This window comes from Mycobacterium sp. 1245111.1, assembly GCF_001673405.1.
Taxonomy (GTDB): Bacteria; Actinomycetota; Actinomycetes; order Mycobacteriales; family Mycobacteriaceae; genus Mycobacterium.
Genome location: NZ_LZLV01000008.1, coordinates 21,966 through 41,309, shown reverse-complemented (window position 1 = coordinate 41,309; position 19,344 = coordinate 21,966). Strand labels below are relative to the sequence as shown.

At 65.6% G+C, this 19,344-nt stretch carries 17 protein-coding genes; 11 read left to right on the top strand and 6 right to left on the bottom strand.

Annotated elements, in window-relative coordinates:
• From A5658_RS02000 to ppc, 9 genes are all read left to right on the top strand, one after another.
• Positions 1-536, top strand: a 536-nt coding sequence (locus A5658_RS02000; protein WP_369830468.1) for a 2-phospho-L-lactate transferase CofD family protein, incomplete at its 5' end; no start/stop codon positions are given.
• Entirely contained in the window at positions 533-1,510 is a 978-nt protein-coding gene (gene whiA / locus A5658_RS01995; RefSeq protein WP_156751206.1) for a DNA-binding protein WhiA, read from the top strand. The genes A5658_RS02000 and whiA, both read left to right, overlap by 4 nt.
• Positions 1,511-1,664: 154 nt before the next feature.
• Entirely contained in the window at positions 1,665-3,419 is a 1,755-nt protein-coding gene (locus A5658_RS01990) for a DUF3556 domain-containing protein (protein ID WP_067330482.1), read from the top strand.
• A 76-nt stretch (positions 3,420-3,495) separates the two neighbouring features.
• Positions 3,496-4,518: a type I glyceraldehyde-3-phosphate dehydrogenase gene (gene gap / locus A5658_RS01985; RefSeq protein WP_067330479.1), complete on the top strand. Its 1,023-nt coding sequence runs from the start codon at positions 3,496-3,498 to the stop codon at positions 4,516-4,518.
• 2 nt (positions 4,519-4,520) lie between these two features.
• Positions 4,521-5,732 carry a phosphoglycerate kinase gene (pgk, locus tag A5658_RS01980; RefSeq protein WP_067330477.1) on the top strand — a complete coding sequence of 404 codons (1,212 nt, stop codon included), beginning with the start codon at positions 4,521-4,523 and terminating at the stop codon, positions 5,730-5,732.
• A gap of 66 nt (positions 5,733-5,798) precedes the next feature.
• Positions 5,799-6,584 (top strand): triose-phosphate isomerase, encoded by a 786-nt coding sequence (gene tpiA / locus A5658_RS01975; protein ID WP_067330470.1) that lies wholly within the window; start codon positions 5,799-5,801, stop codon positions 6,582-6,584.
• A 222-nt stretch (positions 6,585-6,806) separates the two neighbouring features.
• Positions 6,807-8,018: a hypothetical protein gene (locus A5658_RS01970; RefSeq protein ID WP_067330468.1), complete on the top strand. Its 1,212-nt coding sequence runs from the start codon at positions 6,807-6,809 to the stop codon at positions 8,016-8,018.
• Between the two features lie 44 nt (positions 8,019-8,062).
• Positions 8,063-8,299, top strand: coding sequence for a preprotein translocase subunit SecG (gene secG / locus A5658_RS01965; protein ID WP_067330465.1), 237 nt, complete (start codon positions 8,063-8,065; stop codon positions 8,297-8,299).
• A gap of 45 nt (positions 8,300-8,344) precedes the next feature.
• On the top strand, positions 8,345-11,137 hold the full coding sequence (gene ppc / locus A5658_RS01960) for a phosphoenolpyruvate carboxylase (RefSeq protein WP_067330462.1): 2,793 nt from the start codon (positions 8,345-8,347) through the stop codon (positions 11,135-11,137).
• Here ppc and A5658_RS01955 read toward each other — a convergent pair.
• Positions 11,134-11,532 (bottom strand): ATPase, encoded by a 399-nt coding sequence (locus A5658_RS01955; RefSeq protein ID WP_067330459.1) that lies wholly within the window; start codon positions 11,530-11,532, stop codon positions 11,134-11,136. The two genes, ppc and A5658_RS01955, sit on opposite strands and share 4 nt — an antisense overlap.
• 48 nt (positions 11,533-11,580) lie before the next feature.
• Between A5658_RS01955 and A5658_RS29055 the strand changes: the two genes are divergently transcribed.
• A complete protein-coding gene (locus tag A5658_RS29055; RefSeq protein ID WP_255361303.1) occupies positions 11,581-11,706 on the top strand; it encodes a hypothetical protein in 126 nt (41 codons plus the stop codon).
• On the opposite strand, the gene pgl is transcribed toward A5658_RS29055, so the two are convergent.
• From pgl to tkt, 5 genes are read right to left on the bottom strand one after another with little or no spacing between them, the layout of a single operon-like run.
• The gene (gene pgl, locus A5658_RS01950) at positions 11,703-12,446 is read right to left on the bottom strand and encodes a 6-phosphogluconolactonase (RefSeq protein ID WP_067330455.1); all 744 of its coding nucleotides are present in this window, start codon (positions 12,444-12,446) and stop codon (positions 11,703-11,705) included. The genes A5658_RS29055 and pgl overlap by 4 nt on opposite strands.
• On the bottom strand, positions 12,443-13,354 hold the full coding sequence (opcA, locus tag A5658_RS01945; RefSeq protein ID WP_067330498.1) for a glucose-6-phosphate dehydrogenase assembly protein OpcA: 912 nt from the start codon (positions 13,352-13,354) through the stop codon (positions 12,443-12,445). Before opcA ends, pgl begins: the two co-directional genes overlap by 4 nt.
• On the bottom strand, positions 13,351-14,901 hold the full coding sequence (zwf, locus tag A5658_RS01940; RefSeq protein ID WP_067330452.1) for a glucose-6-phosphate dehydrogenase: 1,551 nt from the start codon (positions 14,899-14,901) through the stop codon (positions 13,351-13,353). The genes opcA and zwf overlap by 4 nt, the downstream gene beginning before the upstream one ends.
• Positions 14,898-16,016, bottom strand: coding sequence for a transaldolase (gene tal / locus A5658_RS01935; protein WP_067330450.1), 1,119 nt, complete (start codon positions 16,014-16,016; stop codon positions 14,898-14,900). The genes zwf and tal overlap by 4 nt, the downstream gene beginning before the upstream one ends.
• 15 nt (positions 16,017-16,031) lie before the next feature.
• Positions 16,032-18,134 carry a transketolase gene (tkt, locus tag A5658_RS01930; protein ID WP_067330447.1) on the bottom strand — a complete coding sequence of 701 codons (2,103 nt, stop codon included), beginning with the start codon at positions 18,132-18,134 and terminating at the stop codon, positions 16,032-16,034.
• 239 nt (positions 18,135-18,373) lie between these two features.
• Between tkt and A5658_RS01925 the strand changes: the two genes are divergently transcribed.
• Positions 18,374-19,294, top strand: coding sequence for a heme o synthase (locus A5658_RS01925; protein ID WP_067330444.1), 921 nt, complete (start codon positions 18,374-18,376; stop codon positions 19,292-19,294).
• Positions 19,295-19,344: the final 50 nt, after the last annotated feature.

The following is a 19,344-nucleotide window of genomic DNA, read 5'->3' as shown; positions in this document are numbered from 1 at the left end:
GCGATCGCCACCTGCCCGCGAATCGCCCGGAACATCCGCGGGTCGGCTTCCAGGCCGGAGACGTCGGCCTCGATCTGGTGGTGCTGGGCCCCGGCTCGTGGTTCACCAGCGTGATCCCGCATGTCCTGGTGCCCGCGCTTGCCGCGGCGCTGCAGGCGACCTCGGCCCGCCGTGCGCTGGTGCTCAACCTGGTGGCCGAACCGGGGGAGACCGCGGGGTTCTCGGTCGAACGTCATCTGCATGTACTTGCCCAGCACGCTCCGGGTTTCACCGTTCACGACGTGATCATCGACGCCGAACGGGTGCCGAGCGAACGCGAGCGCGAGCAACTGCGCCGGACCGCGACGCTGCTGAATGCCCAAGTTCAATTCGCGGACGTGTCCAGGCCTGGTACACCTTTACATGACCCGGGCAAACTGGCCGCGGCGCTGGACGGAGTGGGCGTGCGTGACACGGCTCGGCCGCCTGGTGCGGGATCCACGGACGCGGACAGACAGGATCGCAACGGACCGAGGGGTGACGACGCGTGGCGATGACGGCCGAAGTCAAGGACGAATTGAGCCGGCTGGTGGTGACCGCGGTGAGCGCGCGGCGTGCCGAGGTGACGTCGCTGTTGCGCTTTGCCGGCGGATTGCACATCGTGGCCGGCCGTGTGGTCGTCGAGGCCGAGGTCGATTTGGGCAGCATCGCGCGACGCCTGCGCAAGGACATCTTCGATCTGTACGGCTACAACGCCGTCGTACATGTGTTGTCCGCCAGTGGAATCCGCAAGACCACTCGCTATGTCCTGCGGGTCGCCAACGACGGCGAGGCGCTGGCCCGACAGACCGGATTGCTGGATCTGCGTGGCCGGCCGGTGCGCGGCTTGCCGGCTCAGGTCGTGGGTGGCAGCGTCGGCGACGCCGAGGCCGCGTGGCGTGGCGCCTTCCTGGCCCACGGTTCGCTGACCGAGCCGGGTCGCTCGTCGGCGCTGGAGGTCAGCTGCCCCGGACCCGAGGCCGCGCTGGCGCTAGTGGGCGCGGCGCGCCGGCTGGGGATCAGCGCCAAGGCTCGCGAGGTCCGCGGCGCCGACCGGGTCGTGGTGCGCGACGGTGAAGCCATCGGGGCGCTGCTCACCCGGATGGGGGCCCAGGACACCCGGTTGGTGTGGGAGGAGCGGCGGATGCGCCGCGAGGTGCGGGCGACCGCCAATCGGTTGGCCAACTTCGACGACGCCAACTTGCGGCGCTCGGCGCGCGCGGTGGTCGCGGCCGCCGCCCGCGTCGAACGGGCGCTGGAAATTCTCGGCGAGGGCGTGCCGGACCACTTGGCGGCGGCGGGCAAGCTGCGCGTCGAACACCGCCAGGCTTCACTGGAAGAATTGGGCCGGTTAGCCGACCCGCCGATGACGAAAGACGCTGTGGCGGGCCGGATTCGGCGCTTGCTGTCGATGGCCGACCGCAAAGCGAAGGTAGACGGGATTCCGGACACCGAGTCCGCGGTGACGCCCGACCTGCTGGAAGACGCCTAGAGGCACAAGCTGCTTTCAGATCCGTCGACTGTGCAGCTTTTGACCGCGAAATCGGCGGCAAATCCATCCATAAGCTGCACAGTCGGCGCTTCGTCACAGTGTTGAAGGGCTAGATTGTTTTCGCCAACGGTGGCAGACCTGAATCGAGGCCGTGATGGGATTCATCACCCCGGATCTTCCGGACGTCGACCCCGAGACCTGGCACGCCCGGTCGGCGGCCGACCGGATCCAGGTGGTGACCCGGCACTGGGTCGAACACGGCTTCGGCACTCCGTCCGCGATCTACCTGCTCTACGTGATCAAGATGGCCGCCTACGCCGCCGGCGCGGCCGCGGTCGTCTCGCTGACCCCGGGTCTGGGCGGGCTTGGGCGCATCGGGGACTGGTGGACCCAGCCGATCGTCTATCAGAAATTCATCGTCTTCACGCTGCTGTTCGAAGTCCTTGGGCTGGGCTGCGGGTCGGGCCCGCTGACCGCGCGATTCATGCCGCCGATCGGGGGATTCCTATACTGGCTGCGACCCAAGACAATTCGGCTGCCACCGTGGCCGAACGATGTGCCGTTCACGCGCGGCGACACCCGCACCCTTTTCGACGTGGCGCTGTATGCAGTGGTCTTGGCGTCCGGTGTCTGGGCGCTGCTCGCGCCCGGTCGCGGCGGGTCGGTCACCGGTAACGGCGACGTCGGGTTGCTCGACCCGCTGCTGGTGCTGCCGACGATCATCGCGCTGGCGCTGTTGGGCCTGCGCGACAAGACGATCTTTCTGGCCGCTCGCGGTGAGCACTACTGGCTGAAATTGCTGATCTTCTTCTTCCCGTTCACCGACCAGATCGCGGCGTTCAAGATCGTCATGCTCGGACTGTGGTGGGGCGCAGCAACTTCCAAACTCAACCACCACTTTCCCTACGTGGTCGCGGCGATGACGAGCAACAACCCGCTACTGCGCGGCAAGCCGTTCAACTGGTTGAAGCGCAAGCTCTATCGGGACCCGGTCGACGACATCCGGCCGACCTGGATTCCGAAGGTGATGGCCCACGTCGGTGGCACCACGGCCGAACTCATCGTGCCGGCGGTCCTGGTCTTCGCCGGCGGTGATCATCCGTGGCGGTGGTGGTTGATCGGCTTCATGGTGATCTTCCACCTCAACATCATTTCCAACCTGCCGATGGGCGTTCCGTTGGAGTGGAACATCTTCTTCATCTTCTCGCTGTTCTACCTTTTCGGCCACTACGGCAACATCGTGATCTACGACCTGAATTCGCCGCTGTTGCTGGCGATGCTGATGGTGGCTCTCCTTGTGATTCCGGTAGTGGGAAACATGTTCCCTCAACAGATTTCATTCCTGCCCGCGTTGCGGTACTACGCCGGAAACTGGGCCTCGAGTGTCTGGTGCTTCCGCGACGGCGTCGAAGACAAGATCGAAGAGAACGTCGTCAAAAGCTCGGCGCTGACCGCCAATCAAATTGCCCGGCTGTATGACCCGGCCACCGCCGAGATCATCAGCGACAAAGCCCGCGCCTTTCGGTCGATGCATGTCCACGGTCGCGCGCTCAACGGTCTGCTGCCACGTGCACTCGACAACGAGCGGGACTACGCACTCCGTGAAGGCGAAACCGTCGCGGGGCCGCTGATCGGCTGGAATTTCGGCGAAGGACACCTGCACAACGAGCAACTGATCGAGGCGGTGCAGCGGCGCTGCCACCTGGAGGAAGGCGACCTGCGAGTGATCATCCTCGAAGGCCAACCGATTCAGACGAAAAAGCAGTGGTACCGCATCGTCGACGCCAAGACCGGCTTGGTCGAGGAAGGCTACGTCTCGGTCGACGACATGCTGGCACGTCAGCCCTGGCCCGAACCCGGCGACGAACTGCCCGTCCACCCGGTTACCGCGCCCACAAGCGTGACCTGAACCACCGAATTCGCTCCGCATTGTCGCAGCTACTAGGCTGGCGGCGAGCATTGAGTCAGCGTCGAAGGAGATACACGTGACGGTCCGGGTAGGCATCAACGGCTTCGGTCGCATCGGCCGCAACTTCTACCGGGCCCTGCTGGCGCAGCAGGCAGCGGGAGCCGACACCGAAATCGAGGTGGTGGCGGCCAACGACCTGACCGACAACGCCAGCCTGGCGCACCTGCTGAAGTTCGACTCGATACTGGGCCGGCTGCCTTACGACGTCAGCCTCGAGGGCGAGGACACCATCGTCGTCGGCGACCACAAGATCAAGGCGCTGGAGGTCAAAGAGGGACCAGCGGCCCTGCCCTGGGGTGACCTGGGTGTCGACGTCGTCGTCGAGTCCACCGGAATCTTCACCAACGCCGCAAAGGCCAAGGGCCACTTGGACGCTGGAGCCAAGAAGGTGATCATCTCCGCGCCGGCCACCGACGAGGACATCACGATCGTGCTGGGCGTCAACGACGACAAGTACGACGGCAGCCAGAACATCATCTCCAACGCGTCGTGCACCACCAACTGCCTCGGCCCGATCGCCAAGGTGCTCAACGACGAGTTCGGCATCGTCAAGGGTCTGATGACTACGATCCACGCCTACACGCAGGACCAGAACCTGCAGGACGGCCCGCACAAGGACCTGCGCCGGGCCCGCGCCGCCGCACTCAACATCGTGCCGACCTCGACCGGTGCCGCCAAGGCGATCGGTCTGGTGCTGCCCGAACTGAAGGGCAAGCTGGACGGCTACGCGCTGCGCGTGCCGATCCCCACCGGATCGGTCACCGACCTGACCGCGGAGCTGAAGAAGTCCGCCAGCGCCGACGAGATCAACGCCGCGATGAAAGCCGCCGCTGACGGCCCGATGAAGGGCATCCTGAAGTACTACGACGCTCCGATCGTCTCCAGTGACATCGTCACCGACCCGCACAGCTCGATCTTCGATTCCGGTCTGACCAAGGTGATCGACAACCAGGCCAAGGTGGTGTCCTGGTACGACAACGAATGGGGCTACTCCAACCGCCTCGTCGACCTGGTCGCGTTGGTCGGCAAGTCGCTGTAGCCGTGGCCATTCCGAACCTGGACGACCTTCTCGCACAGGGGGTTTCGGGTCGCGGCGTGCTTGTTCGCTCTGACCTTAATGTGCCGCTCAACGACGGCGCCATTACCGACGCGGGCCGTATCATCGCCTCGGTGCCGACCATCAAGGCGCTCGCCGATGCCGGCGCCAAAGTGGTGGTGACCGCCCATCTGGGGCGCCCCGACGGGAAGCCCGACCCGGCGCTGTCGCTGGCGCCCGTCGCCGCGAAACTCGGTGCGGAACTGGGCAAGAACGTGCAGCTGGCCGACGACGTCGTGGGTTCCGACGCCAAGGCCCGCGCCGGACGTTTGGCCGACGGCGACGTCCTGCTCCTGCAGAACATCCGCTTCGACCCGCGGGAAACCAGCAAGGACGACGGCCAACGCCTGGCACTCGCCAAAGAGCTCGCCGAATTGGTCGGCAGCAACGGGGCTTTCGTATCCGACGGGTTCGGGGTGGTGCACCGCAAGCAGGCCTCCGTCTACGACGTCGCGACGCTGCTGCCGCACTACGCGGGCACGCTGGTCGCCGAAGAAGTCGCAGTGCTCGAGCGGCTCACCGGTTCGGCGAAGCGGCCGTACGCCGTGATCCTGGGCGGCTCCAAGGTCTCCGACAAGCTCGGTGTGATCGAGCAGTTGGCCACCAAGGCCGACAGCATCGTGATCGGCGGCGGTATGTGTTACACATTCCTTGCCGCGCTGGGTGTTTCAGTCGGGACGTCGCTGCTGCAGCCCGAGATGATCGACACCTGCAAGAAACTGCTCGATACGCATGCCGACGTGCTGCACCTGCCGGTGGACATTGTGGTGGCCGACAAATTCGCCGCCGATTCGCCGCCGAAAGTTGTTGCCGCCGATGCTATTCCGGACGGCAAGATGGGCCTGGACATCGGCCCGGGATCTGTCCGGCGATTCACCAAGCTGCTGGGCAACGCGGAGACCATCTTCTGGAACGGCCCGATGGGCGTCTTCGAGTTCCCGGCCTTCGCTGCCGGCACCAAGGGCCTCGCCGAAGTGATCGCGGCGGCGACGGCCAAGGGCGCGTTCAGCGTGGTGGGTGGCGGCGACTCGGCCGCCGCGGTGCGGGCACTGGGCCTGCCCGAAGACGGCTTCTCCCACATTTCCACCGGTGGCGGGGCATCGCTGGAATACCTTGAGGGCAAGACGCTCCCCGGCCTCGACGTGTTGACCGCCTGAGCAAAGGACCTCCATGATCGTTCCGCCTCCTCCTCATCGCTTCGCTCTGCATCGTCGGCGGTGGGTATGAGCCGCAAGCCGCTGATTGCCGGCAACTGGAAGATGAACCTCAACCACTTCGAGGCCATCGCTTTAGTGCAGAAGATCGCGTTCTCGCTGCCCGACAAGTACTTCGACAAGGTCGACGTTGCGGTCATCCCGCCGTTCACCGATCTGCGCAGCGTGCAAACGCTGGTCGACGGCGACAAGCTGCGACTCACCTATGGCGCGCAGGACATTTCGCAGCACGACTCCGGGGCGTACACCGGCGAGATCAGTGGGGCATTTCTGGCCAAGCTGGGGTGCCACTACGCCGTGGTCGGCCACTCCGAGCGGCGCACCTATCACCACGAGGACGACGCGCTGGTCGCCGCGAAGGCCGCGGCCGCGCTCAAACACCAGCTGACGCCGATCGTGTGCATCGGTGAACACCTGGACGTCCGTGAGGCCGGCGAGCACGTCAGCCACTGCCAGACACAGCTGCGCGGGTCCCTGGCGGGGTTGTCGGCCGAGCAGATCGGCAAGACCGTCATCGCCTACGAGCCGGTCTGGGCGATCGGCACCGGGCGGGTCGCCAGCGCCGCCGACGCCCAGGAAGTGTGTGCCGCGGTCCGCGAGGAGCTGGGCTCGCTGGCGTCGCCGCAGATCGCCGACACCGTCCGAGTGCTCTACGGCGGCTCGGTGAACGCCAAGAACATCGGCGACATCGTCGCGCAGGACGACGTGGACGGCGCCCTGGTGGGTGGTGCGTCGCTGGATGGCGAGCAGTTCGCGACGCTGTCGGCGATCGCTGCCGGTGGGCCGCTGCCCTGACATATCGAGCGCTGCGCCGTGCCCCTCGGCTGGCCGGCGCCGCGATGAGACGGGGCCGTAACGACGTGATCCGGTCGTCTTAAGCGAATTAAAGGTGAAACAGCGGCCTGTACGGGTTGCATCTCGGTCAGGTCACGCTTAGCTTAAGGAAACCTGAAAGAAGCACAGGGACGTTCAGTTATGCGCGTCGGACGCGGCACGGAGCCCGGGGGAAGGTATCTGATGGCAGGTCGGCACGGGAAAAACAAGGTCGCAGCGGGTCTCGGCCTGGTCGGCGCGGGCGCGAGCGTGTTCTTCGCCGCAGCAGCGTTGGCCACTGGCTCCGCGGCACCCGCGCGGGCGGACTTCGAAGATCTTCTGGACCCGATCGTCCAGCCGATCCTGACATCGCTGACCGACTCGATCGCGGTCTTCGACCCAGCCGCCGCGCTGGACCTGACCAGCTGGGCCGACAGCCTGCTAGCGAGCCTGAACAGCTCGTTCGATTTCGCGCTGCCGAGCGCAGACTCCGCGGTGGCGGCCGCGTCGACGGGGGCGGAGCCCGCTGCGGCCGCGACCAGCTACACGCTTCCGATCACCATGCAGATTGTCACCGAGCCGACCATCCAGGCGGCCATCGGTGCCGGCGACCCGTCGACACTGCTGGTCGACACCGGCTCGAGCGGCTTGGTCGTCCCGTGGCAAGACCTGGGCTCGAACGACTTCTCCGCGCTTGAGGAACTGTTCAAGCTCGGAATGCCCGACAATTACGGGTTCAGCGGCTACAGCGGCGGCGTCGAGTACCTCTACCTGACGTATAACGACGTTCCCGTCGACTACGGCACCGACGGCACCGAAGTGCTCAGCACGACCAGCCCGGTTGACGTCGAAGTTCTCTCGTGGTCAACCAACCCCGCCAACATCTTCGAGAACTTCCAGAGCTTCCTCTCCGGTAACCACGTGGACGGCATCCTGGGCATCGGCCCCGACACGGCCGGGCCGACGGACAGCCCATTCGAGAGTTACGGCGGCGTGCTCGTCGACTTGGTCGGGCCCGAGAAGAGCCTCATCGTCGGGGGCGACAACCCGCTGACCGGAGGCACCTGGCTCGACGGATCCCCGACCGTCGGCCCTCTGACCGAAACTGTGACGCACAACGGTGTCGTGACCGGCACCGGGATAATTACCAACGACCTCGACTCCGGCGGTGTCTACGGAACCATCCCGTCATCGATCGCGCATTCCGGCGTCGCGCAGGGCGACACGATTTCGGTCTACAACGGCAGCACGCTTTTGTACTCCTATCAGGTAGGCACGGACAGCATCAACCAGAGCACAGCGCCGACAGTGATCTCGGGCACCGATATTGACAGCGGCGTCGTACCGTTCCTCAACCACGAGGCGTACTTCGACTACGCCACCGACAAGACCTACTGGGGTCCGCTGACTTCCTAGCGCCGGTCTGAGCCGGGTCGCCGCGGCCCGGTAAGGTGTCGTCCATGGAATTGGCCCTGCAGATCACCCTGGTGGTCACCAGCATTCTGGTGGTACTGCTGGTGCTGTTGCACCGCGCCAAGGGTGGTGGTCTGTCCACGCTGTTCGGTGGTGGCGTGCAGTCCAGTCTGTCCGGTTCGACGGTGGTGGAGAAGAACCTCGACCGACTGACGTTGTTCGTCGTCGGCATCTGGTTGGTCGCCATCGTCGGTATGGCGCTGCGCATCAAATACAACGCCTGACTCCACGAAAGGCGAAGTCGGCCAGCCGCCCTGATACTGGTAGGTATGGTTGAAGCACCCGACTCGCTGGAGCCCTTCGGTGCCGTCCAACGCACCCAGATCGGACGCGACGCGACCGAGCCGATGCGTGAAGACATTCGGTTACTCGGCACCATCCTTGGTGACACCGTCCGCGAGCAGAACGGCGACGAGGTGTTCGCCTTGGTCGAGCGGGCCCGCAAAGCGTCCTTTCAGGTGCGCCGCTCTGAGATCGAGCGCGCCGAGGTTGCGCAGCTGTTCGACGGCATCGACATTCATCAAGCGATCCCGGTCATCCGGGCGTTCAGTCACTTCGCCTTGCTGGCCAACGTCGCCGAAGACATCCATCGCGAGCGCCGCCGCGCGATCCACGTCGCGCGTGAGGAGCCGCCGCAGGACAGCAGCCTGGCCGCGACGTATTTGAAGCTCGACGCGGCACGCCTGGACACTGCGACCGTCGCCGAGGCGCTGACCGGCGCACTGGTCTCGCCCGTCATCACCGCCCATCCGACCGAAACTCGCCGCCGCACGGTGTTCGATACCCAACACCGCATCACCCAGTTGATGCGGATGCGTGCGCATGGCCAGACCGAAACCGACGACGGCGGTGACGTCGAGACCGAACTGCGCCGGCAGGTGCTGATGCTCTGGCAGACCGCGTTGGTCCGGCTGTCCCGGCTGCAGATCTCCGACGAGATCGCGGTCGGGTTGCGCTATTACCAGGCAGCGTTTTTCGACGTGGTACCGAAAGTCAACGCCTCGGTCCGCGACGCACTGCGCCACCGCTGGCCTGACGCGGACCTGCTTCCCGAACCGATCCTGCGGCCCGGCTCCTGGATCGGCGGCGACCGCGACGGCAACCCCAACGTCACCGCCGATGTGGTGCGCCTGGCCACCGGGAGCGCGGCCTACACGGCGCTGAACCACTACCTCGCCGAGCTGAGCGCTCTCGAGCAGGAATTGTCGATGTCGGCGCGCCTGGTGGCGGTCACCGGCGAGTTGACCGCGCTTGCCGAAGCGTGCGAGGAGCCGGCTCGCGGCGACGAGCCCTACCGCCGCGCCCTGCGCGTCATCCACGGCCGGCTCACCGCCACTGCCGCGCAGATTCTGGACCGTGAGCCGGACAATCTGCTCGACCTCGGTCTGCCGCCGTATTCGACGCCGGGGGAGATGCTGGCCGACCTCGATGTCGTCGATGCCTCCCTGCGCGCCAACGGCAGCAGGCTGTTGGCCGACGATCGGCTGGCGCGGCTGCGGGAAGCCTTGCACGTCTTCGGTTTTCACCTTTCCGGTTTGGACATGCGGCAGAACTCCGATGTGCACGAGGAAGTGGTCGCGGAGTTATTGGCCTGGGCCGGAGTCCATCCCGACTATGGGTCGCTGAGTGAAGACGAGCGGGTCAACATCCTCGCCGGCGAGCTGAGCACGCGGCGGCCGCTGATCGGCGATCGCGAGCAACTGTCCGACCTGGCCCGCAAAGAACTCGCCATCGTCTCCGCCGCCGCCCGGGCCGTGGAGATCTACGGCCCGGAAGCGGTGCCCAACTACATCATTTCGATGTGCCGCTCCGTCTCCGATCTGCTCGAAGCGGGCATCCTGCTGAAGGAATCCGGACTGCTCGACGCATCGGCCGACAAGCCCTACTGTCCGGTTGGCATCGTCCCGCTGTTCGAGACCATCGACGATCTGCGCAGGGGCGCGTCGATTCTCGAAGCGGCGCTTGATCTTCCGGTCTACCAGACCATCGTCAGGGCCCGGCAGGGCAGCCAAGAAGTGATGCTCGGATACTCCGATTCGAACAAGGACGGCGGTTATCTGACCGCCAACTGGGCGCTGTATCGGGCCGAACTCGATCTCGTCGAGTCGGCGCGCAAAACCGGTATTCGGTTGCGGCTCTTCCACGGTCGCGGCGGCACGGTGGGCCGCGGCGGCGGTCCGAGTTATCAGGCCATTCTCGCTCAGCCGCCGGGCGCGGTGAACGGCTCGCTGCGGCTGACCGAGCAGGGCGAGGTGATCGCCGCCAAGTATGCCGAACCGCAGATGGCGCAACGCAATCTGGAGACACTGCTGGCGGCCACCTTGGAATCAACCCTGCTCGATGTCGAGGGCCTTGACGATATCGCCGGCCCTGCCTACGAGATTCTCGACGAGCTCGCGGATCGGGCACAACGTGCATACTCCGAATTAGTCCATGAGACAGACGGTTTCGTGGAGTATTTCCTGCAGTCGACACCGGTCAGCGAGATCGGTGCGCTGAACGTCGGCAGCCGGCCCACGTCACGCAAACAGACGTCGTCGATTTCCGACCTGCGCGCGATTCCGTGGGTGATGGCGTGGAGTCAGTCGCGGGTGATGCTGCCGGGCTGGTACGGAACCGGCATCGCGATCGAGGAGTGGATCGCCGGTGGCGAGGGTCGTCTCGAAACGCTGCGCGAACTGTATGAGCGATGGCCGTTCTTCCAGACCGTGCTGTCGAACATGGCGCAGGTTCTGGCCAAGACCGACCTCGGCCTGGCCGCCCGCTACGCGGAACTGGTCGAGGACGAATCGCTGCGGCGTCGGGTGTTCGACAAGATCGCCGCCGAACACCAGCGAAGTATCAAGGCGCATCAGCTGATTACCGGTCAGGACAACCTCCTGGCCGACAACCCGGCGCTGGCCCGGTCGGTGTTCAACCGCTTCCCGTATCTGGAGCCGCTGAACCACCTGCAGGTCGAGTTGCTGCGGCGCTACCGCTCCGGTGACGACGACGAACTGGTGCAGCGCGGAATCCTGCTGACCATGAACGGTCTGGCCAGCGCGCTGCGCAACAGCGGTTAGCGACTACCGCGATTGCGTAAGGCGTTGAACGCGTTGCGGACTGCGTGTTCGGTGACCGACAGCGGCGACATCACCGTCTCGCCCACGCCGACCATGTAGTCGATGCGCTCGACGATCGCCTCGACCGGCGCCACCAGCGTCACCAGCCGCTTCATCAGGTCGTCAATCCGGCCGAGGGTGGCTTCGAAGTGGTCGAGGCCGTTGTCCAGGCGGTTCACGGCGCCGTTGAGGTTCGTGAGAGACGTGTTCAAGTCGCCCAACGTGTCGCCCAGGCCACCCAGGATGTCTTCGAGCTGGTTGACGGTGACGTCGGCATTCATCGCCGCTTGGGTGAGCGTCTTGATCCGCTGCCGCGCTGGGCGATCACCGGCGCTTTTATCTGCCATATCGCTCATTATGACGGTCGACGGAACCGGCGGGACCGGATATCCATCTGATCGGATATGCACCGACGAGAATCTGAGCAGCACTGCGCCGCCGTGATCGGCCACTCACCCGACATCGTCCAGCGCCTGCTGGAGTACGCGCGCGGCTACGCGGACGGGCAGACCGACCGGCGGTCGGGCTAGGCGGGCAGCTCGCTGGCGGCGCCCCTGTCGAGGAACCAGATCGTGTGCTCGCGACCGACGGCGCCGGCCGCCGGAATCGACACCGGGTCGGCACCGCCGACAGCGCCGGCCACCGCCTCGGCCTTCTCGGCGCCCGACACCAACAGCCAGACCTCGCGGGACCGCCGAATTGCGGGCAGTGTCAGGGTGATTCGCAGCGGTGGTGGTTTCGGCGAATTCTCGACATCGACCACCAAGCGAGTTGTCTCGCGCACGGCCGGTGTGTCCGGGAACAGCGAGTTAATGTGTCCCTCGGGTCCCACGCCGAGCAGATGGACGTCGAAATTAGGGGCGGGATCGCCGGGGTCGGCGTTGGCGGCCAGGATCTGCTCGTAGGCCAGTGCGGCGGCGGCTATATCGTTGCCGAATTCGCCATCGGCAGCCGCCATCGCGTGCACATTGCGAGCCGGAATGTCGACGTGATCCAGCAACGCCTCGCGGGCCTGCTTCTCGTTGCGTTCGTCGTCGTCCTCGGTGACGTACCGCTCGTCACCCCAGAAGACATGCACGTTGGCCCAGTCGATGCGGCCGGCGTGTGTCGCGAGGAAGCGCATCAGCTTGTTGCCGTTACCGCCGCCGGTCAGCACCACCAGCGCCTTTCCGCGGGCGGCGATCGCGTCTTCGACGACGGCGATCAAGCGTTCGCCCGCGGCGGTCACGAGTGCGTCGCCGTCGTCGAACGTTTCTACAGAGGTGCTCATGCGTACTCCACCCGATCGATACCTTCCAACGCGGCAAAGTAAATGGTGTCGGCATCCAGTCGCCGGAGATCTTCGGCGAGGCATTCGGGGACGTCGCGCCGGTGCAGCGGAACGAGTGCGTCCGGCTTGCCGGTGCGGCTCAACGTCGCCGTCACGCCTGTCTGGGGCCTGCGCAGTACCACCGTCTCAGTGGGCCGCTCGAGTTCGACCTTGAGCTCGCCCACGACGCGGCGCACCGGGCCGTCGATCCGGCTGGCCAACCAGCCGGCCAGGATATCCAGCGCCGGTTCGCCTTTCAGGCCCGACACCACCGCTGAGGTGATCGGCTCGTGTGGCGGCTGATCGATCGCCGACGCGAGCAGCGCCCGCCAGTAGGTGATCCGGCTCCAGGCCAGGTCGGTGTCGCCGGGGGTGTAACCCGGTAGCCTGCTTTTGATTGCCGACAACGGGTCCGCTCCGTTGGTCGCATCCGTTATCCGACGAATTGCCAACTGACCCAATGGGTCTTGCGCGGGTACCGCAGGGGCGATGTCTGGCCACCAGGCCACCACGGGGATGTCGGGTAACAGGAATGGGACGACGACGCTGCTGTTGTGGCCGGCCAGGGGCCCGGATAGTCGCAGAACCACCACTTCGGCCGCGCCGGCGTCGCCGCCGACCCGCAATTGGGCGTCCAGGCGCGCATCGGCGGCGTCGGCGTCGCCTGCCACCACCACGATCACCCGACTCGGGTGTTCGTGGCTGGCCACATTCGCGGCTTCGATGGATTCCTCCAGCAGTGCGTCGCTGCCGGGGGCGATCACGAGCGTCAACACCCGGCCGAGAGTGACCGCGCCGGTCTTCTCGCGAAGCTCGTTGAGCTTCTTGTTGATCTCGGTGGTGCTCGTGTCGGGCAATTCGAGAATCACGGTCGCCGCCATTCTCGCCCGGTGCGCCGCAGCATCTCGAATGCCGACGCCGGGCCCCAAGTACCCGCCTCGTAGGGGTCGGGCTTGCCATGATCGGCCCAGTAGTCGAGCGCGGGATCCAATATCTCCCAGGCTAATTCGACTTCTGCGTTCACCGGGAACAGTGAGGGCTCACCCAAGAGCACGTCCAGGATCAGCCGTTCGTAGGCTTCGGGGGAGTCCTCGGCGAACGCCGAGCCGTACGAGAAGTCCATGTTGACGTCGCGCACTTCCATGCTGCCCGGCACCTTCGACCCGAACCGCAACGTGACGCCTTCGTCCGGTTGTACCCGAATGACCAAGGCGTTGGCGCCCAATTCGTCGGTCATCGTCGCGTCGAACGGCAGATGAGGTGCCCGCTTGAACACCAGTGCGATCTCGGTTACCCTGCGGCCCAACCGTTTTCCGGTGCGCAGATAAAACGGGACGCCGGCCCATCGGCGCGTCTTGACTTCGAGCGTGATGGCGGCGAACGTCTCCGTAGTGGACTCCGGGGAGAAGCCCTGCTCCTCGAGCAGTCCCACCACGCGCTCGCCGCCCTGCCAGCCGGCGGTGTACTGCCCGCGAGAAGTGGTCTCCTCCAACGGCTCCGCCAACTCGATCGCGGAGAGCACCTTGATCTTCTCGGTCTGCAATTCTGTCGGTTGGAAGCTCACCGGCTCTTCCATCGCCGTCAGGGCCAGCAGCTGTGTCAGGTGGTTCTGGATGACGTCGCGGGCGGCGCCGATCCCGTCGTAGTAGCCGCCGCGGCCGCCCAGACCGATGTCTTCGGCCATGGTGATCTGCACGTGGTCGACGTAATGGTTATTCCAGATCGGGTCGAACAGCTGGTTGGCGAAGCGCAGCGCCAAGATGTTCTGAACCGTCTCCTTGCCCAGATAGTGGTCGATGCGAAACACCGAGTCCTCGGGGAAAACGCTGTTCACCACTTTGTTGAGCTCGCGGGCACTGTCGAGATCGTGGCCGAACGGTTTCTCGATGACGACCCGACTCCAGCTGTCCTCGCGCGCCCGCGCCAAGCCTGCCTTGTCCAACTGCTCGCAGACGGTCGGGAAGCTCTTGGGGGGAATGGCGAAGTAGAACGCGTGGTTGCCACCGATACCCCGCTCGGCGTCGAGCTTGTCCAATGTCTCGGCCAGCCGCGTGAACGCGGCGTCGTCATCGAAAGTGCCTTTCACGAAACGGCATCCGTCGGCGAGCCGGTCCCAGATGGCCTGACGGAACGGCGTGCGGGAGTGCGCCTTAACCGATTCCTGAACCTCGTTGGCGAAGTCCTCGTCGTGCCAATCGCGGCGGGCGAAGCCCACCAACGCGAAGTTGGGCGCTAGCAAGCCCCGGTTGGCCAGGTCATAGATGGCCGGCACCACCTTTTTGCGGGCCAAATCGCCGGTCACGCCGAAGATCACCACCGTGCAGGGCGGGGCGATTTGTGGCAGGCGCTTATCGCACTTGTCCCGCAACGGATTTCGCCATTGCCCAGAACCGGCCCGGGTTCCGGCTGGACTCATTTGTCGGCGGACTGCAGCTGAGCCTCAGTCGCGTCCAGCAGCTCTTTCCACGAGGCCTCGAATTTCTCGACGCCTTCGTTCTCCAGCACCAGGAACACGTCGGTCAAGTCGATGCCGATCGCGTCGAGCTTGTCGAACACCTCCTGGGCGGCCGACGCGGTGCCGGTGACGGTGTCGCCCGTGACGATCCCGTGGTCAGCCACCGCATCGATCGTGGCCTCCGGCATGGTGTTGACGGTGTTCGGTGCCACCAGTTCGGTGACATACAGCGTGTCGGAGTAGTCGGGGTTCTTCACCCCGGTCGAGGCCCACAGCGGACGCTGCACCCGTGCCCCCTCGCGCTCGAGCGCGGCGAAGCGGTCACCACCGACGAACACTTCCTGGTAGGCCGCGTAGGCCAGCCGCGCGTTGGCGACGCCGGCCTGCCCGCGCAGCGCCAGCGCGTCATCCGAGCCGATCTTCTCCAGTCGCTTGTCGATCTCGGTGTCGACGCGCGACACGAAAAACGATGCCACCGAATGGATTTTGGATACGTCATGCCCGGCGGCCTTGGCGGCTTCCAGTCCGGCGAGGTAGGCGTCCATCACCTCGCGGTGTCGCTCGACCGAGAAGATCAGGGTGACGTTGACCGAAATCCCTTCCGCCAGAACGGCACTGATGGCGGGCAGGCCGGCCTTGGTGGCCGGAATCTTGATCAGCAGGTTTGGGCGGTCGACGATCTTCCACAGCTCGATGGCCTGGGCGACGGTCTTGTCGGTGTCGTGTGCCAACCGCGGATCGACCTCGATGGACACCCGGCCGTCGACGCCGTCGGAGGCCTCCCACTGCGGCCGCAGCACGTCGCAACCGTTGCGGACATCGTCGGTGGTCACGGTCCGAATGGTGGCGTCGACATCCGCGCCGCGCTCTGCGAGTTCGGCGACCTGTGCGTCATAGGCATCGCCCTCGCTGAGCGCCTTCTGGAAGATCGACGGGTTGGTGGTGACCCCGACGACGCTCTTGGTGTCGATGAGCTCCTGCAGGTTGCCGGACTGCAAGCGCTGGCGAGACAGGTCGTCCAGCCACACCGATACACCCGCGGAGCTCAGGGCAGCGAGGTTGGGATTCTGAGTCATCGTCTTTCCCTTCGGTTAGTTGTCGATTGTTCGTTCGGCGGCGTCGACGACGGCTTCCGGGGTGAACCCGAACTCGCGGAACAAAGTCTTCTCGTCGGCGGATTCCCCGTAGTGCTCGATCGAAACGATCTCACCGGTGTCACCGACCAATTTGTGCCAGCTCTGCGCGACACCGGCCTCGACGGCCACCCGGGCCGACACCGACGGCGGCAGCACGCTGTTGCGGTATTCCTCGGGCTGCGACTCGAACCACTCGACACAGGGCATCGACACCACGCGAGCGACAATGTCCTTGTCCGCCAACAGTTTCTGAGCAGCTACCGCCAGTTGAACCTCGGATCCGGTGGCGATCAGAACCACGTCGGGCTCTTGATCTTCCCGGCCGTCGCCCTCTTTGCCGAGGATGTAGCCGCCCTTGGCCACGCCGTCGTAGTTGGTGCCCTCCAGAATCGGGACACCCTGCCGGGTCAGGATCAACCCGACCGGGCCGCTGCCGTTCCCGCGGGCCAGAACGGTGCGCCACGCGTAGGCGGTTTCGTTGGCATCAGCCGGCCGCACCACCGACAACTTCGGGATGGCCCGCAGCGCCGCGAGGTGCTCGATCGGCTGGTGGGTCGGGCCGTCTTCGCCGAGCCCGATCGAGTCGTGGGTCCACACGTAGATGGTGTCGATATCCATCAGCGCGGCCAGTCGCACCGCCGGACGCATGTAGTCCGAGAACTGCAGGAAGGTTCCGCCGTAGGCGCGGGTCGGGCCGTGCAGCACGATGCCGGACAGGATCGAGCCCATGGCGTGCTCGCGGACACCGAAATGCAAAGTGCGGCCGTACCAGTCCGCCGTGTAATCCTTCGTCGAAATAGAGGGTGGGCCAAACGATTTCACGTTGTCCATGGTGGTGTTGTTGCTGCCGGCCAGGTCGGCTGAGCCGCCCCACAGCTCCGGTAGGTGCGGACCGACCGCGTTGAGCACCTTGCCGGAGGCGGCGCGGGTGGCGAGCGCCTTGTCGCCCGGCTCCCAGTGCGGAATGTCGGCGTCCCAGCCGTCGGGCAGCTCCTCGGCGGTCAGCCGGTCGAGCAGCTTCTTGCGTTCGGGCTCGCGCTTCGCCCATGCCTCGAAGTCGGCGTTCCACTTTTCGTGGGCTTCCTTGCCGCGCTGCACCAGCTCGCGGGTGTGTGCGATCACCTCGTCGCTGACGTCGAATTTCTTGTCGGGGTCGAATCCCAGGATCTTCTTGACCGCGGCGACCTCTTCGTCGCCGAGCGCCGCACCGTGCGCCTTGCCGGTGTTCATCAACTTCGGTGCGGGATAACCGATGATCGTGCGCACCGAGATGAACGACGGCTTGTCGGTGACCGCCTTGGCCTTGGCGATGGCCTCCTCGATCGCGACGACGTTCTCGCCGCCCTCGACGCGCTGCACGTGCCAGCCGTAGGCCTCGTAGCGAGCCGCGGTGTCCTCGCACAACGCGATGTCGGTGTCGTCCTCGATCGAGATCTCGTTGTGGTCGTAGAACACGATGAGGTTGCCCAGTTGCTGCACGGCCGCCAGCGACGACGCCTCGGACGTCACGCCCTCTTCGATGTCGCCGTCGGAGGCGATCACGTAGATGTGGTGGTCGAAGGGGCTGGTCCCGGGCGCGGCGTCCGGGTCGAACAGGCCACGCTCGTAACGCGCCGCCATCGCCATCCCGACGGAGGACGCCAGGCCCTGGCCCAGCGGACCGGTGGTGATCTCCACGCCCTTGGTGTGCCGGAACTCCGGGTGCCCGGGCGTCTTGGATCCCCAGGTCCGCAGCGACTCGATGTCGGAGAGCTCGAGACCGAACCCACCCAGATACAGCTGCAGGTACAGGGTCAGGCTGCTGTGCCCGCAGGACAGGATGAACCGGTCGCGGCCCAGCCAGTGCGTGTCGCTCGGGTCGTGCACCATCGCCCGCTGGAACAACGTGTAGGCCAGCGGAGCCAGGCTCATCGCCGTCCCGGGATGGCCGTTGCCCACTTTCTGGACCGCGTCGGCGGCCAGCACTCGCACGGTGTCGACGGCAGCCGAATCGAGCTCAGTCCAATCGTCGGGGTGGTGCGGCTGGGTCAGGGTCGAGATGTCTTCGAGTGTGGTCACTTCAGTGAAGTCCTCGGGTCGGGCGAATGATCCTGGTCCCACCCTAATGCCGGAACGTTGCGGCCGTGTTAGTGCGTATTTCGGCTTCCCGATTGTTCAGTCCCCGTCAACTGCCCGTTGCGCCTCGCACCGTGCCGATTGGCTGCGAATAGGTACTGCGGTGCATGCTGGGCAAGTCGTCCCGTCTACCATCGTGCGTAGTAGAAGCTGCGCGCTGCTGTGATCCGAGGAGTTCTTGCGTGAGCATTCGCGAGCGCGTTGCGCCGAGCCGAGTCAGCGGTACCTTGCTGGCCTATTTGGCGCTGACCAAGCCGCGGGTCATCGAACTGCTGCTGGTCACCGCGATTCCGGCGATGTTGCTCGCCCACCGCGGCAGCGTGAACCCGTTGCTGATTTTCGACACGCTGGTCGGCGGAATGCTCGCCGCCGGGGGCGCCAACACCTTGAACTGTGTGGCCGACGCCGACATCGACAAGATGATGAAGCGCACCGCGCGCCGTCCGCTGGCGCGGGCCGCCGTGCCGACCCGCAACGCTTTGATTTTCGGCTTGACGCTGAGCGTCGCCTCGTTCGCGTGGCTGTGGTGGACGACCAATCTGCTGTCCGGCCTGCTGGCGGTGGGCACGATCGCGTTCTACGTCTTCGTCTACACCCTGCTACTCAAGCGTCGCACCTCCCAGAACGTGGTCTGGGGCGGCGCGGCCGGCTGCATGCCGGTGATGATCGCCTGGTCGGCGGTCACCGGAACCATCGGCTGGCCGGCGCTGGTCATGTTCGCGATCATCTTCTTCTGGACGCCGCCACACACCTGGGCGCTGGCGATGCGCTACAAGGAGGACTACCAGGCGGCTGGGATCCCAATGCTGCCGGCCGTGGCGACCGAACGTCAGGTCACCAAGCAGATCCTGGTGTACACCTGGCTGACCGTCGCCGCGACGCTGGCGCTCGCGCTGGCCGCGGGCTGGCTCTACACCGCGGTGGCCGTGGTGGCCGGCGTGTGGTTCCTGGCCATGGCACACCAGCTCTACGCCGGCGTACGACGCGGCGAGCCGGTGAAGCCGTTGCGGTTGTTCCTGCAGTCGAACAACTATCTCGCGGTCGTGTTCTGTGCTCTGGCGCTCGATTCGGCGCTCGCGCTGCCCACGCTGTTGCGGGTCTGATCCTCAGCCACAGGTCCCGGACCTGCGAATACCCCATACCCCGACGGGGT